The sequence below is a fragment of the Trueperella bialowiezensis genome (assembly GCF_900637955.1).
GTDB classification, from domain to species: Bacteria; Actinomycetota; Actinomycetes; order Actinomycetales; family Actinomycetaceae; genus Trueperella; species Trueperella bialowiezensis.
On sequence record NZ_LR134476.1, the window covers coordinates 913,559 to 928,887 of the forward strand.

Genomic DNA, 15,329 nt, shown 5'->3' on the forward strand with positions numbered 1-15,329 from the left:
GGGCGCCCATCCCACAACCGCACCTGTGGAAAACTATCGGGTTTATCGAGCCCGCAACTCGACCAGCGCCGCCTCCATCAGCAGCTGCACCGCCACGTTCCCGCGCAGCCGCTGCCGCGCCGTCGCAATCGCATCGATCCGTTCTAAGGTGAGCGACGACGTCGTCCCCACCGCTATCCGCTCAATCGCCTCACGATAATCGGCGTTGATCAGGTCGACTTGCGCGTCCAGTTGGGTGACGAGCACGTCGCGATACAGCGACATGATGTAGGTCAGCTCGCGATCGACCGTGTCTTGCATGGTACGCGTGGCGCGCCGCTTCGAATCCACGCCGGCCGCCTTCACCTGGCTGCGCACCGCCGCCGGCACGCGCGCGCCGGCCTCCAAGCCCATGGCCGCCAACCGTTCCTCGACCTCCCGCTCAATCGCCTCCTCGTCCGCCTCCGCGCCTGCCTCGCCGCGCATCGCCTCCATGTCGGTCAGCTCCATCGCGGCCAGCACGGCGTCGCCCGTCGTTTTAATTCCGACGACGGCGTCCAGCGTTTTCCGCCTCAGCTCGCCAGCTTGCGGGTCGGTGGCCAGCGCCTTCGCCACGCCGATATGCGACTGCGCCGCCTGGGCGGCCACCCTCGCCTTCTCCTCGGTCACGCCTTCGCGCTCCACAAGAAGGCGTGCCACGTCGTCAGCCGACGGCGTCACAAGATTAACGTTGCGCGTGCGAGAACGGATCGTCGGCAGCACGTCGGCCACGGCGGCCGTGCACAGGATCCAGACCGTGCGCGGGCCAGGCTCCTCGATCGCTTTGAGCAGCACGTTCGTGGTGCGAGGCAGCATCCGATCGGCGTCCTCGATAATGAACACCCGCCAGTTGCCCGAGCTCGGCGCCTGATACGAGCTGGCCACGTAGGCGCGCACGTCGTCGGCCTTGATTGTGACGAGGTCGGTGGTCAGCGCCGTCACGTCCGGGTGGTTGTTGCCCATCACAGCTTTGCACTGCGCGCACTCGCCCGCCCCCGGTTCCGCCTCGGTGCACTGCAGGGCCGCCGCGAACGCGCGCGCCGCGAGCGAACGCCCCGAACCGGGCGGGCCGGTGATCAGCCAGGCGTGACTCATCGCCGCATTGCCGAGCTCGCCCGAAGCGACGTCTTCACCCGCGATCTGGCGGGCCGCCTCAGCAGCCCGCCGCAACTCTGCGACGGCCGCCTCCTGCCCCACCAGATCAGCAAACACGCTCACGGCCGCGCCTCCGCCTCGCCGCGAGCGCCGCGACTGTGCTGCCCGCCCGCATCCAACAATTCAGCGACGACGCCGAGGACCTCGCCTGCCAAGTCCTCCGGCGAACGCGCCGCATCAAGCACATAAAACCGATCCGGCTCTGCGGCCGCCAACTCGCGGAACTGGGCGCGCACCGCCTCATGAAACTCCGCCCCGGCGCGCTCCAGCCGATCAAGCTTTCCGCCCGTGCGGGCGTGCGCCCGCTGGGCGCACACCTCGGCCGACACGTCCAGCAAAAACGTCACATCCGGCAGCAGGCCGCCCACGGCCCACAACGACAGGTCGCGCACCTCACCCGTACCCAGCTCGCGCGCCGCACCCTGATAGGCCACCGACGAATCCAGATACCGATCCGTGATCACCACCTGCCCGCGGGCCAACGCCGGGCGCACCTTCGACTCCACGTGATGAGCCCGGTCCGCCGCATACAGCAACGCCTCGGCGCGCGGCCCCATCTCACCGCCGTGCAGCAACAGTTCGCGGATCTGCTCGCCCATCGCCGTGCCGCCCGGCTCGCGGGTCACGACCACCTCATGCCCGGCTGCTTCCAATGCGCCGGCCAGCAGCTTCACCTGCGTGGACTTCCCCGAGCCGTCGCCACCTTCAAACGAGATGAAGAGGCCTTCGCGCCGCCCGCCGCGGGCACCGAGCGACGTCACTTCTTCGCCTTACTCCCGCGCCCGCGTCCCTTCGCGCGCACGGTATTCTTCGTCTTGTTGCGCGCCTTCGGCCCGCCCTGCTCGGCGATCTTCAACCGGCGCTGCACCAGCAGGTCCTGCGCCCGCTCGGGCGTGATCTGGTTGATGTCGTCCGAGCGCGGCACGGACGCATTCACGATCCCGTCCGTCACATACGGCCCAAACCGGCCGTCTTTGAGCAGGATCGTGCCACCCGAGACCGGGTCCTTACCCAGCTCCGCCAACGGCGGACGCGCCGCCGCCCGCCCCCGCTTCTTCGGCTGCGCAAAAATGGCCTCCGCCTCCTCGAGCGTGATCTCGAAAATCTGCTCCTCGGTCTCCAGCGACCGCGATTCCTTACCGCGCTTCATATACGGGCCGTAGCGTCCGTTCGTCGCGATAATCATCTCGCCCTGGCTCTCTCCCACCTCGCGCGGCAACGCCAACAGTTTCAACGCTTCCTCGAGCGTCACCGTGTCCGGGCTCATCGACGCGAACAGCGAGGCCGTCTTCGGCTTCGGCTTGACCTTCGAGACCTTGCCCGTGGGCGTGTAGGCGACGGCGTCGTCGGGCAACACCTCGGACACGTACGGGCCGAACCGCCCGTCCTTGACGACGATCGTGTACCCCGTCTCCGGATCCTTACCCAGCTCGCGATCCCCTTGCAGTGCCGCGTCGAGCAGTTCTTTCGCCTTGTCGACGGTCAGCTCGTCGGGGGCGACGTCGTCGGGAATATTCGCCCTGCGCGCCACCTCGCCGGCCTCGTTCGTCTCCTCAAGATACGGGCCATAGCGCCCCACGCGCACCGCAATCCGGTCCGACAGCTCGATCGTGTTCACCGCACGCGCGTCGATGTCACCCAGACCTTCGACCTGCTCGTGCAAGCCCTCCACGCCGTCGCCGCCCTTATAGAACCGCTCCAGGTACTCCACGCGCCCCTTCTCACCAGCGGCGATGTCGTCAAGCTCGGCCTCCATGTCGGCCGTGAAATCGTAGTCGACCAGGTTCGGCAGGTTCTCCTCGAGCAGCCGCACCACCGAAAACGCGAGCCACGTGGGCACGAGCGCCTGCCCCTTCTTATACACGTATCCGCGGTCGATGATCGTGGAAATCGTGGAGGCGTACGTGGACGGCCGGCCGATCCCCTTCTCCTCCAGCTCGCGCACCAGCGACGCCTCGGTGTAGCGCGGCGGCGGCGTCGTCTCATGCCCGTCCGCCGTGGCCTCCTCGTTCGCCACGACCTCACCCTCGTGCAGGTCCGGCAGCCGCGAATCCGACTTGTCCTCGTAACGCTTCTTGTCCTCGCCCTCCTCGTAGGCGGCCAGGAACCCGCGGAAGGTGATGATGGTTCCCGACGCCGCCAGCGTGGCTTCCTGCGCACCCGCAGCTCCGCCGAGATCGGCGATAAGCCGCACCGACGCCGTCGACCCTGTCGCGTCCGCCATCTGCGACGCCACCGTGCGCTTCCAAATCAGCTCATAGAGCGCGTATTCGCGCCCGCGCAGCTCGCTGGCCACCTCCTGCGGCGTGCGGAACGAATCACCCGCCGGGCGGATCGCCTCGTGAGCTTCCTGCGCGCCCTTCGCTTTCGACGCGTACACCCGCGGCTTGTCCGGCAAACTCGCCGCCCCGTACAGCTCCTTGATCTGCTTGCGTGCCGCCGCGATCGCCTCACCGGACAGGTTCGTCGAATCCGTACGCATATACGTGATATACCCGTTTTCGTACAGCGCCTGAGCGATGCTCATCGTGTCACGCGAACTCATCCGCAACTTCCGGGAGGCCTCCTGCTGGAGGGTCGACGTCGTAAACGGCGCCGCCGGCCGACGCCGATACGGCTTCGTCTCCACCGACGCCACCGACGATTCCGCACCCTCAAGCACCTTCGCGATCGCTTCCGCGTCCTCCTGGCCGAGCGCACGCACGCCGTCGCGTACCGGCTTCGGCTTCAGCTCGCCGTCGTCGTTAAAATCCTTACCCGACGCGATCCGCGCGCCATCCAGCGAATGTAACTTCGACTCGAAGCTCTCGCTCGCCTTCGCGTGGCGCACCGTCACATCCCAATACGACGCCGGCACGAACGCCATGCGCTCCCGCTCACGCTCCACGACGAGCCGAGTGGTCACCGACTGCACGCGCCCCGCCGACAGCGACGGCGCCACCTTCCGCCACAGCAACGGCGAGACCTCGTAGCCGACCAGCCTGTCCAAAATCCGACGGGTCTCCTGAGCGTCCACCAACTCCGTGTCGATGTCACGCGTATTTTCTAGCGCGCGCTCAATCGCTTCCTTCGTGATCTCGTGGAAAACCATGCGCTTGACCGGAATCTTCGGCTTGAGCGCCTCCAGCAAATGCCACGCAATCGCCTCACCCTCGCGATCCTCATCGGTTGCGAGGTAGAGTTCGTCGGCATCCTTGAGCTTGGCACGCAGCTCCGAGACCTTCTTCTTTTTATCAGGACTCACCACATAGTACGGTTCGAAATCGTTATCCACGTCCACCGCAAACTTGCCATACGGGCCCTTCTTCATCTCCGCAGGCAGTTCGGACGGGCGCGGCAAATCGCGGATATGCCCGATGGACGCCTCAACCTCGTACTCGGGCCCCAAATAGTTCCCGATCGTACGCGCTTTCGCCGGCGACTCGACGATGACCAGCTTCGTCATGCACTCCTTCTTTCTATCCGCTCTATCCGCTTCGTAACCGCGCTAGCTCGATCCTAGTGTGCGTTATCGAATGTCAGCATACCCAACTGTTTCATGTGGACAACCTTGGGCAGTAGGGTTGCGGCCAGTTTAGCGGGATCCTCCCCCAATAATTCCGCGAGCGCCGCCACGATCTGCCCGCAGGTCAGCTCCCCGTCCGCCACAGACACGAAGCCGGCTAGCGCCGTATCCGCCTGGATTTCCTCGCCGAAACCGTTGGTTTGCGTGAACTTGATGATCCACGGTTCGGCTTCGCCCGGCCGATAGAAGCGATGTTCGACGACGTCCTTAGCCACCGGCTTCATGTTGACCAGATCGGTGGCGCTCAGGCGGCGGCCCGCCCAGATCGCGCTCATGTAGTCGTGCAGGTTCGCCGGCGCGGTGCCGCGCAGGTGTTGGGCGAGGAAGACCGGCTCGCGCGTTGGCGGTGAGGCCGGTGGGAGCCCGGCCGCGAGGTAGCCGAGCCCGACGTGGCTCACCTGGCGTTCAGTGAAGTCGGCGAGCCAGGCCCGATAGGCGGGCGCGAAATCAGGGTGGCCGGGGCGTAGGCCACCATCGCCGAGCCAGGTTTCAATATAGGAGGTGACGGGTAGCTGCTCGCGCATGATGAGGTGAGCGTCGAGCTTGTGTGCCCAGCGGCGCACGGGCGCCGCCCACCCCTTTTCAGACTCTGGTGTCGACACACCGGAATCCGAGTTCGGGTCTGCGGGGATCTCCCAGTTCACGAGCATCCAGGCCCGGCCTTCCGGGGTGAGGTGATCGGCGAGCGCGCCGATGACGCGCGCGCTGACCTGGTCGGATTCTAGGCCGGCATCGCGGTAGTCGAGTGCGCCCACGGCCGGCCTCGCGGCCGGCGGGGTGATAACGAACGGCGGGTTCGACACGATGACGTCAAAACGTTCCCCTGCCACGGGTTCGAACAGCGATCCCTTGCGAAGGTCAATGCGAACGCCGTTGAGCTCGGCGTTGAGGCGTGCCAGTTCGAGGGCCGCGTCCGAAATATCCGTAGCCGTAACGCGTGCTCCCGCGAGCGCCGCAACGATCGCGTGTATGCCCGAGCCGGTGCCGAGGTCGAGCACTCGCTGGCCGGGCTCGTAGTTCGCGAGTGCTGCGAGGGTGCGGGTTGCGCCTCCCACGCCCATGACGAAGTCCTCTGCGTGACGAGCGCCCTGCAGTGTGCCGTGGGAGGACGCGATCCACACCGTGTTCGTGCGGGCCGCCGCCGATTCCGGGTTGGCTCGTTGGATCGCCTGCCGTACGTGCTGCGGCACGTTGACCGGAACGACCTGCCAGCGTGAGCGCCACAGGCGGCCCGCGCCCGCGCCGCGGCTGCCCAACAGAACATGCCCGGCCGCACTCCGGTCTACAGGCTGGCCCGCACCCGCAAGCTTGTCCTGGTTCTCCGCGCCTTCGTGCCCTTTCACAATCTCGCGGCCACCCATTAACTTCCGCCACGCGGTCGGCAACGCCGCCGCCAGCTCGTCATCGCTGAGTTCCTCGCCGAGCCAGAACAGCCTCGTGAGCTGGGCGATCTGCGCGCCGCCTGCGCAGGCCATCGAGGCCGGCACGGCCATGTCGCGGTCGAGGGCCGCGAGCGCGTCTTTCCCGAGCTCGCCGGCGACCGATTCGCGGGTCCACCCGGCGATATCGGTCCGCAACGCCACCAAAAAGGCGCCAGCCTCGCCCCTCGCATCCGAATTGCCCATCTCACACCTTTCGTTTTGCCTGTTTTGCCCGCAGGCGCTTTCGAGCACCGAAAACTTTTCACGCTATATCGGGAGATCTTCGTATATACCAAGATAACCCGCCAGGGCGCGAAAAGTTTTCGCTCACCGGGCGCTAATGGTGTTCTAGCCGCCCTTTCAGAGGAGCAAATTTATGTCGGAGGCTCTTCGTATCGTTGTAACTGAACAACCCAACCAACACTGAGGAGTTCCGATGATCAACTACGACGAGCACAAGAACAATCCCGATTTCATGAGGATTCTTGACGAGATACGGCACAACTGTCTTTACGTTCCCGAAGAGGTCGCTAACGCAACCGGTCTGGATGTGGATGTCGTGAATCGACATTACTCTCTAGCCCAGGCGATTGTTTCTGAAGAGATCGACAATGGGATCATCTACGATCCCTGGGGCGCCGCAATTGCACAAGGTTTCATGGATTATCTTCTACAACAATGACCGGCCAGCCCAGCTGACATCGAGTGCTTCCTGCGCGTGCCAGCCACAGGTCAATGCTTAACCGGCCACTGCTACTAACACCGGGCGCTTGCTGCGCGCGCCAGCCACAGATCGCAACTTGACCGCCACCGCGACCGACACATGGTGCCCCACACTTGCTAGTGTGGGGCACCTTTACATTCTTAATAGGCTTAGTAGCCTTAATAGCGGAAAGTTTTCGCGCTATACCGGGAGATCTTCGTATATGCCAAGATAACCCGCCAGGGCGCGAAAAGTTTTCGCTCGCCGGGCGAGCCGATGGCACACTAAGGCCATGGCCACACTCTTGGAGACCGCGCTGCGCTACGCCGGCGACCAGCTAACCGGGCACGTCACCGTTCCCGCCCGAGCTGCCCGCCACGGCGAATGGGGCGCGTGGGTGCCCGAACCCGTACGCGCAGCCCTCGCCCAGATCGGTGCCGAACGGCCGTGGATTCACCAGGCCGAGGCAGCCGACCTCATTCACGCCGGCCACAACGTCGTAGTCGCTACCGGCACGGGCTCGGGAAAGTCGCTGGCCGCATGGGTGCCCGCCCTGTCACAGATCGTCTCAGCCTCCTCGATGGCCACCCCTTCGCTCGCCGAAGTCAAGGCGCGCTCCACCGTTCTCTACATCAGCCCCACCAAGGCACTCGCTGCCGATCAAGAAGAATCGCTCACCCGGCTCGCTCACCTCGTCGACCCCCGGATCGGTATCGCCACCGTGGATGGCGACGCCGACACAGCAACCCGGTCATGGGCGCGCCAATCCGCCGACATCATCCTCACCAACCCGGACTTCGCCCATCTTGGCCTGCTCGGTCGGCACGAGGTGTGGCACCGCCTGTGGCGCGGGTTGCGGCTCATCGTCCTCGACGAGTTCCACTCCTATCGCGGCTCCTTCGCCGCGAACGTCGCACTCGTGGTACGCAGGCTCTTACGCGTCGCCCGCCACTACGGCGCCGATCCACGCGTAGTGTTTCTCTCGGCCACGGCCTATCAGCCGCAGGTATCAGCGCAGCGCTTTCTTGGGGAAGCTTTCGGCCCGGTCGCCGCGGTCAGCGATGACGGTTCACCAGCCGGGGAGCGCGATATTTTGACGCTCATCTGCCGGGAAGTTCCCGGTACCGAGAACTCTGCCGGGGAGGTTCAACGCCGGGCTGCCAACACCGAGGCCGGCGAGCTCACCGCAACCCTCGTGGCCGCGAACGCCCGAGCACTGACCTTCGTACGGTCGCGCCCCGGCACCGAACGAGTGGCCGAAGTGGCGCAGGAGCACCTCAACGCTAACGCACCCCACCTAGAAGGCACGGTCGCCGCTTACCGCGGCGGTTACCTGCCCGAAGAGCGCCGCGAACTGGAAGCCCGGCTACGCACCGGCGACCTGCGCGGCCTTGCCACCACGTCCGCGCTCGAGCTCGGCATCGATATCTCCGGTCTCGACGCGGTGATAGTGACGGGCTGGCCGGGTACCCGCGCCTCGTTCCAGCAGCAGATCGGCCGGGCCGGCCGGGCAGGCCAGCCCGGGCTCGCCGTGCTCATTGGCCGCGACAACCCGCTCGACCAGTACATTCTTTCGCACCCGCACACGCTCGCGGAGGGCAACCCCGAGATGAGCGTGTTCGATCCCACGAACCCGTGGATTCTGCCCGGTCACCTGTGCGCCGCCGCCACGGAAGTGCCGCTCACGGCCGCCGATCTTCCAGTGTTCTCACTCGAGTCACCAGCAGCGTTCACCGAGCTCGTCGAAGCGGGCTTACTCAAGGAACGCCCCACGGGCTGGTTTTGGAATCCGGCGATGGGCGCGAGCCCACACGAGCTAGTTGACATCCGCGGCGGCGGGACCACCGTGTCGATCATTGACAGCGAATCGGGAACCCTGCTCGGCACCGTCGATGAGGCACGCGCCGACCACACCGTTCACCCCGGCGCGATCTATCTTCATCAGGGCGTGGCCTATCTTGTGGAGTCGCTGAGCGACGACGTCGCGCTCGTCCACCGCCACCGCGATGAGGAGATCCGCACCTATCCTCGTGAGCAGACGTCCGTAGAAATCCTCAACACGGCCGAAGAAGCACAACTGCCGTGGGGCACGTGGGCGCGCGGGAACGTAGCTGTGCAGTCACGCGTGGTCGGCTACGATATCCGGCGCCTCAGCGACGGCATGTACATCGGCCACGTCCCGTTAGACATGCAGATGCGCACGCTGGAAACGACGGGCGTGTGGATGACAATCACACCAGAGGTGATCGACGCCGCCGCGATCGCCCCAGCAGACGTTCCGGGCACGCTTCACGCCGCCGAGCACACGATGATCGCACTCTTGCCACTTTTCGCAACCTGCGACCGGTGGGACATCGGCGGGCTGTCGACGGCAGTTCACGGGCAGACCGGGATGCCAACCATCATCGTCCACGACGCCACAGCCGGCGGCTCGGGATGCGCAGATCGCGGTTTTAGCGCCGGACTCGACTGGCTGCGAGCAACCCTAGACACGCTGGAGGCCTGCGACTGCAAGCACGGCTGCCCACGCTGCGTGCAGTCGCCCAAGTGTGGCAACAACAACGAGCCACTCGACAAAGAAGGCGCCCGCCTCCTACTTCGCAGGCTTGTTGGCGACTGGCGCTATTGACGCCGGGCCGGCCACCGCCCGCGCCGAATGTTCTGCGGTAATCCACGTAAAGCGCGCCTTGCGCGAGGCGTTAATCGTGACGATCTCACCGTCGGCACTGCACGTGATCTCGCTCGGCGCGGCGATGTCCCGGGCTCGAGCGCAGGCCTTGTCGGCCACACCCGTATCACGCAACACGATTGCGGCTGAGATCGCAGCCAAATCAGCGTCGTTGCGCACCTCTACCCGTTCCCAAGCGGTGTAGAACAGTTGCAGCATTCCCACCATGACCAACGCCGTAGCCAACATGGTGAGCGCGATGCTCACCGTACCAAAACCGGCCTCCGGCTGCGGTGTCAGCAACCTTGTCCGCCTATCCACCGCGCGCCCCCCGGTTCGATGACACTCCGGTGCTGGCCCACAAAGTCCACGCCCACCAGATCGTAAACGCCCGTTCCCTCCCGGCGCACCACCACGTGTACCACTCCGCCCTCGGTCTCGATCGTGACCTCTCCGCCGGCTCGCTCGACGTCCGTGGCAATCTGCGTGGAACCGTCAATAGCGTATTCGCGGGCGATTTCTTTGGCTTCATTGGCGACGACGATCGTCTTCCACCCACCCACGAGTGCAGCAATCATGGCGAGCGCAGCCAGAAAATACATAGGTGCGACGAGCGCGAACTCGGCGGTCACCATTCCCGGCTCCGGTTTCGGGCGGATAGTCTGCCCACTCACTCGCGTCTGCCGTCTCATAGTCTCCTCCCATTCTTGTTCGCGAGGGGCTACCCGTGGGGCTCGGCGCCCTGTATCGCCGAGCCCCACGCGGTCCGCTTACCTAGGTCAACATCATGTAACCTGGCCCTCTTCAAATGAACTTGAAGATCATCTTGAAGATGGCCGCGATGCCGTCGCGGAACCAGTCTTGCTGCGCGAGCCAGACGAGGATTCCTGCAATCGACGTGGTGGCAACCGTGCCCACTGCGTATTCAGCAGACACCATTCCCGACTCTGCCTGTGGCGTTACCGCCGCGGCCAGCATGTTCTTGATCATGTTCTCCTTCTTTCTGCACCCTTCGGCGCTGTTATCACCGCTACGCGAATTCGCTTCCGGTGGTCACCCTGTGTGACACCCTCAGTTTGCGCTTTTCTCAAAATCCGCCGCGGCGAACATCGACCAAAAGTGGATTACCTCAGCGCTTCGCCACCTGTGGAGAACTATCACCGATCGACGACGCCGCCACCGCCGGCGACGCCCACACACAGTTAAAACAGCGCGCCTGCCGCGCCCGCGATCACCGGCACCACGCCCAACAGTATGAAGGCGGGCAGGAAGCACAGCCCGAGGGGCATCACGAGTTTCGCTCCAAGCCGTTCGGCGGCCTCTTTCGCGTTACGGCGACGTTGCAGGCGCACGGTCTGTGCGGCGCGTTCGATGAGGGGAACTGGGGCCGCGCCGTCGGTCCATGCCGCGTGTAGCGCATCGCGCAGGATGTGGCCGTCCACGCCTTCCCAGGCTTCTTCCCACGAGGCTCCCATGAGCAACAGTCGCGCTGCCGTTGCTCGCTGTTCTCCTCCCGTCGCCACATCCAGCGCGGTCAACGTGCCCGGGATTGACAGGCCCGACGAGATTGCCGCCGCAGCTAAGTCGAGCACGACGGCGGTGTCCACGGCTGGTGGCGGTGCCGGCTTGCGCGCCCGCGGCGGCCCGGGTACCGCCCACACCCACGCCAACCCTGCCGCTAACGCTACGGCTAGCAGTTTCACTGTTCGACCTCCGCCGCCCGCGCCTGTGCGACCAGGCGCATCGTCCACACAATTCCCGCCGCTTCGAAAGCGAGCCCGGCTACGAGCGCGAGCCAGCCGAGCGGCGTCGTCAGTAGAAAACCGAGCGGGTCAGCGCCCATCGCCCAGCCCAACGCCAACCCGAACAGGGGCAGTGCGGCTAGCATGCGTGCCGAGGCGAGCGGCCCGGCCAGGGCAACATCGCGAGCGCTGCGCGCCTCACCCGATTCGGTGATTCCTACGGCGCACGCGTCCAACACTTCGGCCATGGGCGCGCCCGTGCGGTAGCTCATCGTGCATACGGCGAACGTGGCCGGCAGGGTGTGGAGTGCGACGTCGTTGACGCCCAGCCGCTTCCGCTCTCGCCACGACATGTGCGGAAGTGCGCGTAGTGCGAGCGGCACCCCGTCTTCGTCTAACACGGGCTCGCCTACGTGCAGCCCGGCCTGCCGCAAGGTTTGTGCCCAGGCGCGTTCGGGCTGCGAGCCGGAGCGTAGCCGCGATGCTACTTCGGTAACGATCTGACCAAGGTCGATCGGCCGGGGCCGAGCGCGCACGGGTTTGCGCCGAACCTCCCGTTTTCTGACGACTGTTCTGCGCGGCACGCTCACGTAGGCCACGAGCAGGATTGTTACCAGCCAGATCACGAGTTCTCCTTCGCTGCCAGCCGCTCGCACAACGCGTTCCACGCCCGGTCATGGGTGACGACGCCGTCCGCCCCCACTCGCACAGCCACCGGCGCGAACAGTTCCCCGCCGCGCCGCTCAAACACGGCGATCTCGGCCAAGAACCGTTTCCTGCCTGATCGGCGCACGTGAATCGCCGCGTCTAAGCCGGCCGCGGCCTGCGCGGCCACGGTGGATTCGGCCATGTTCGCAAGCGCCCCGAGTGCCACGAGCCGCGCGGGAATGTCGGCGGTCGAGTTGGCATGGATCGTGGCCCACCCGCCCTCATGCCCGGTGTTGAGCGCACCGAGCACGTCGCGTACCTCGGCGCCGCGGCATTCGCCCAGCACTATCCTGTCCGGGCGCATGCGCATGGCCGCGCGCACCAGTTCGCTCATCGTCACTTCACCTGCGCCCTGCACGTTTGCCTTGCGGACTTGCAGGTGGACGACGTGCGGATGAGCCGGCCGCAATTCCGCCGATTCTTCAATAATCAAAATCCGTTCACTGGCCGGCACGAGGCAGAGCATCGCGTTCAGGAACGTCGTTTTGCCCGCGCCGGTGGCCCCCGATATGAGCACATTCGCTTTGCCTAACACGAGCCTGCGCACAAGCGGCACCAGTTCGCCGGCCACCGCGCCTGCGGCCGCAAGCTCATCGAGCGTGAACACGCGGGAGCGATGTGTGCGCAGCGAAATCAACGTGCCCTCCGCGCTCAACGGCGGAATCACCGCATGCAAGCGCACCCCGGACGGAAACGTGCCATCCACAATCGGACTCGCATCGTCCAACCGCTGACCACACCGAGCCGCCAACCGTACAGCAAGCGCCCGAGTTTCCTCCTCGCCGCCCAATCCCGTACTATCCACCGGTTCCATTCCGTTCCCGCGATCCACCCACACGTCCGTTCCGTTGACGACGACGTCGGTCACCGCCGGGTCTTCGAGCAGCGGGGCAATCACTGGCCCGGCGCCAATAACCTCGTGGCGCACCTGGGCATCGACGGCCGCCAAGTCCGCCGTAAATAGCGTGCCCGGCATGTCGTCCAACGCGGCGCGCACATTCTCCCCAGCCGCGATACGCCGCCGGATACGCGCAAGCTGCTGCGGATTCAACGTCATGCGATCAGCTCCTCGAGGCGCTCACGAATCGCCTGAATGTCGCGGTGCGTGCCCGACCTGTTGCGATCCCCCGGCGCTAGCCCGTGGTCGACGTCGCCACGCATCCCGCGCAGTAGCCGCACGCCGAGCACGTCGGCCACGCCGATCACGTCGGCGGCGTGCGCAGCCTCGGATTTGCCCGAGATTCCAATTCCGACGACGAGCGCGCCAGGCAACTCGCTAGCGCGCCTGCGGGCGTGGGCGAGCGCGACGGCGTCAGCCCGAGTGACGAGCACGATCTGGTCACACCATTCGATAAGGCTTTCCGTTCGATCAGCCGCCGTTTCGCCGGGTGCCAGACCGCGCGAACGCACGAGTTCCACCGGCGAAAAGTCGACCACCGTCCACGGCTGAGTCTGCGCAAGCGCGGAGATCACCTGTGCGCCGAGGGCGGGATTCGGCATCGCGCCACGCTCGTCTGCAGACACGACGCTCACTCCATGCCAGCCTGGCAGCAAGTTCGCTAACCGCCCGGCAAGAATCACGCCGTCACCCGCTAGGTCTGCCCAGCGTTTACCCGGCGCCGCGTCGATCGCGAGCACGTGGTCGATTCCCACCGACGCCGGATTCGCATCAATCAGCCCCGCCGAGGCCCCCTCAGCAAAAAGCCGGGCCAGCCAGGCGGCGAGCGTCGTCGTACCCGCACCGCCATGCGCCCCAATGACGCCCACCACCCGGCCACGCAACGTGCTACCCACAGCCGCGAGAAGCTCGAGGATGTCCGCCGTGTCGTCACGAACGTGCAAGCGCACCCGCCCGCGCGGAAAATACGGTGAGAACACGTCGTGAAAATGCGCCACCACTGTGTTCGCCTCCGCATCAGAAAATGTGAGCACGGCCGGGCCTTGACCGCGCGTAAAATCAACGCCCACCAGTTCCGCCAGCCGGGAAAGCTCATCGGCGACCTTCGCATCGTTCCCGGAGTAGACCACAGACAGCATGTCGTTTTTCATCATGGCCGCAGTCTCGCAGGGCACTCACGGCCCGCTAAAGCGTTCCTGCAAATGTGGATAACCACGCTTTTCCACAAAGGCACGCCGAAAACGTCCGCCGCCTTGGCCGTTTTTATCGTTACGCTGGGTGTAACGCATGATAGGAGAAACCGTGTCAACGCCTACAGATCCATATAATTCCGGCTCTCGCCGCCCTTTTGACGATGACGAATCGATCCTCGAACCACTCGAATCTTCCGACGACGCCGACAAGGCCGCTTGGGACCGCGCGTTCGAGTCCGATGAGCCAGGAGATGTTCCTGACGGGCAGGCAGTTGACGCGGACGCTGACGTGAGCGACGACGCCGAACCGGCTGGCGAACCGGCAGCCGAGCCAAGCGACGCTGCGAGCGAGCCGGCCAGCGACGCGAGCGAGCCTAGCGACGCCGAGCCGAGCGAGCCGGCTGCCGAACCGGATGCCGAGTCGCATAATCCGACTCTTGGTAGCCTTGTTTCCGACGAGCCCGTCGGCCCTACTCGCACGTCTGTCATGAGCGGAGCAGCACCGATGGCTCCGGCACCATCGGAGGGCGTGGCAATCCCCTCCGGCCCGGCACCGGCCGCCGCGGGCGCACAGGTTCCGGCCGAACCGGCCTTACATCACTCGGGTCCTGCTTTCCCGCCGCTGCCATCCGATAATCCTCCTGCCACCGACGGCCCGAATCAGCCTGCCAACCAGTGGGCTCCAGGGGCTGGCGACAGCGCTCTTGCCCTCGATATTCCCGATCAGCCGAAGGGCCGCGGGCTCATGCACTTCCTGTCCGTGCTCGTCACTTTGCTGCTTGTGCCGGTGGCCTGGTATCTCATGGCGGATTCTGGTGCACGGCTCGGCGCCGTCGTCGACAACCCGTGGATCACGGGCTCCGTGCAAGTCTTACCGTTGCTCGAAATGCTCGGCGCGTTCGCTGTTCTGGCGGTGATCTGGTTGTTCGCCCGCTCGTCGTCGCTCGGCGCGCAAGTGATTGGCGCGATCGTGGGCTTGGCCGGCGTCGTCGCGCTGATCATCCCGAAAACAGCCAAGGGCCTCGTCGAATCTCTAGCTGACGCGATCGGCGGTTTCAACGACTTCACCGGCAACGTGGTCTTCCACTTGGCCAACGACCTCGCAACCGGCCGCATCGCTATCTTCGGCCTGCTACTGTTCCTCACCGGGCTTGTGGCACACATTGCTCGCAGGCGCGGAGAACGGCACGCCACCGCTGTGACGCGGCGGAACTTCCTGCTCGGCCGCCAATAATCCGGCCACGCCGATAGCCAGAGT

The 15,329-nt window shown here is 65.4% G+C and carries 14 protein-coding genes; 3 read left to right on the top strand and 11 right to left on the bottom strand.

Features of this window, described 5'->3' with window-relative positions; translation table 11 throughout:
* Positions 1-42: 42 nt before the first annotated feature.
* The 4 genes from EL234_RS04220 to EL234_RS04235 are packed head-to-tail and all read right to left on the bottom strand — an operon-like array spanning position 43 to position 6,363.
* Entirely contained in the window at positions 43-1,236 is a 1,194-nt protein-coding gene (locus EL234_RS04220) for a DNA polymerase III subunit delta' (protein ID WP_126416292.1), read from the bottom strand.
* Positions 1,233-1,934: a dTMP kinase gene (tmk, locus tag EL234_RS04225; RefSeq protein WP_126416293.1), complete on the bottom strand. Its 702-nt coding sequence runs from the start codon at positions 1,932-1,934 to the stop codon at positions 1,233-1,235. The genes EL234_RS04220 and tmk overlap by 4 nt, the downstream gene beginning before the upstream one ends.
* The gene (gene topA / locus EL234_RS04230; RefSeq protein ID WP_126416294.1) at positions 1,931-4,618 is read right to left on the bottom strand and encodes a type I DNA topoisomerase; all 2,688 of its coding nucleotides are present in this window, start codon (positions 4,616-4,618) and stop codon (positions 1,931-1,933) included. Before topA ends, tmk begins: the two co-directional genes overlap by 4 nt.
* 53 nt (positions 4,619-4,671) lie before the next feature.
* Positions 4,672-6,363, bottom strand: coding sequence for a methyltransferase (locus EL234_RS04235; RefSeq protein WP_126416295.1), 1,692 nt, complete (start codon positions 6,361-6,363; stop codon positions 4,672-4,674).
* A gap of 232 nt (positions 6,364-6,595) precedes the next feature.
* Here EL234_RS04235 and EL234_RS04240 point away from each other — a divergent pair, with 232 nt between their 5' ends.
* Entirely contained in the window at positions 6,596-6,841 is a 246-nt protein-coding gene (locus EL234_RS04240) for a hypothetical protein (protein ID WP_126416296.1), read from the top strand.
* Between the two features lie 313 nt (positions 6,842-7,154).
* Entirely contained in the window at positions 7,155-9,491 is a 2,337-nt protein-coding gene (locus EL234_RS04245) for a DEAD/DEAH box helicase (protein ID WP_126416297.1), read from the top strand.
* On the opposite strand, the gene EL234_RS04250 is transcribed toward EL234_RS04245, so the two are convergent.
* The 7 genes from EL234_RS04250 to EL234_RS04280 all read right to left on the bottom strand — a co-directional run bounded on the left by EL234_RS04250 (position 9,456) and on the right by EL234_RS04280 (position 14,032).
* A complete protein-coding gene (locus EL234_RS04250; RefSeq protein ID WP_126416298.1) occupies positions 9,456-9,833 on the bottom strand; it encodes a hypothetical protein in 378 nt (125 codons plus the stop codon). The two genes, EL234_RS04245 and EL234_RS04250, sit on opposite strands and share 36 nt — an antisense overlap.
* Entirely contained in the window at positions 9,827-10,222 is a 396-nt protein-coding gene (locus EL234_RS04255; protein WP_126416299.1) for a hypothetical protein, read from the bottom strand. The genes EL234_RS04250 and EL234_RS04255 overlap by 7 nt, the downstream gene beginning before the upstream one ends.
* A 112-nt stretch (positions 10,223-10,334) precedes the next feature.
* The gene (locus tag EL234_RS04260; protein WP_126416300.1) at positions 10,335-10,520 is read right to left on the bottom strand and encodes a DUF4244 domain-containing protein; all 186 of its coding nucleotides are present in this window, start codon (positions 10,518-10,520) and stop codon (positions 10,335-10,337) included.
* 212 nt (positions 10,521-10,732) lie between these two features.
* Entirely contained in the window at positions 10,733-11,233 is a 501-nt protein-coding gene (locus EL234_RS04265; RefSeq protein WP_126416301.1) for a type II secretion system F family protein, read from the bottom strand.
* Positions 11,230-11,898 (bottom strand): type II secretion system F family protein, encoded by a 669-nt coding sequence (locus EL234_RS04270; protein WP_126416302.1) that lies wholly within the window; start codon positions 11,896-11,898, stop codon positions 11,230-11,232. Before EL234_RS04270 ends, EL234_RS04265 begins: the two co-directional genes overlap by 4 nt.
* Complete coding sequence (locus tag EL234_RS04275; protein ID WP_126416303.1) at positions 11,895-13,037, bottom strand: TadA family conjugal transfer-associated ATPase; 1,143 nt, start codon at positions 13,035-13,037, stop codon at positions 11,895-11,897. The genes EL234_RS04270 and EL234_RS04275 overlap by 4 nt, the downstream gene beginning before the upstream one ends.
* Positions 13,034-14,032: a hypothetical protein gene (locus tag EL234_RS04280; RefSeq protein ID WP_126416304.1), complete on the bottom strand. Its 999-nt coding sequence runs from the start codon at positions 14,030-14,032 to the stop codon at positions 13,034-13,036. The genes EL234_RS04275 and EL234_RS04280 overlap by 4 nt, the downstream gene beginning before the upstream one ends.
* A 148-nt stretch (positions 14,033-14,180) precedes the next feature.
* On the opposite strand from EL234_RS04280, the gene EL234_RS04285 reads away from it, so the two are divergent.
* Entirely contained in the window at positions 14,181-15,305 is a 1,125-nt protein-coding gene (locus EL234_RS04285; RefSeq protein ID WP_126416305.1) for a hypothetical protein, read from the top strand.
* Positions 15,306-15,329 lie beyond the last annotated feature (24 nt).

What these genes read in the sequence shown, in the direction of transcription:
- topA (WP_126416294.1), bottom strand. Translation starts at nt 4,618, where the DNA reads ATGACGAAGCTGGTCATCGTCGAGTCGCCGGCGAAAGCGCGTACGATC.
- EL234_RS04235 (WP_126416295.1), bottom strand. Translation starts at nt 6,363, where the DNA reads ATGGGCAATTCGGATGCGAGGGGCGAGGCTGGCGCCTTTTTGGTGGCG.
- EL234_RS04240 (WP_126416296.1), top strand. Translation starts at nt 6,596, where the DNA reads ATGATCAACTACGACGAGCACAAGAACAATCCCGATTTCATGAGGATT.
- EL234_RS04245 (WP_126416297.1), top strand. Translation starts at nt 7,155, where the DNA reads ATGGCCACACTCTTGGAGACCGCGCTGCGCTACGCCGGCGACCAGCTA.
- EL234_RS04255 (WP_126416299.1), bottom strand. Translation starts at nt 10,222, where the DNA reads ATGAGACGGCAGACGCGAGTGAGTGGGCAGACTATCCGCCCGAAACCG.
- EL234_RS04260 (WP_126416300.1), bottom strand. Translation starts at nt 10,520, where the DNA reads ATGATCAAGAACATGCTGGCCGCGGCGGTAACGCCACAGGCAGAGTCG.
- EL234_RS04275 (WP_126416303.1), bottom strand. Translation starts at nt 13,037, where the DNA reads ATGACGTTGAATCCGCAGCAGCTTGCGCGTATCCGGCGGCGTATCGCG.
- EL234_RS04280 (WP_126416304.1), bottom strand. Translation starts at nt 14,032, where the DNA reads ATGATGAAAAACGACATGCTGTCTGTGGTCTACTCCGGGAACGATGCG.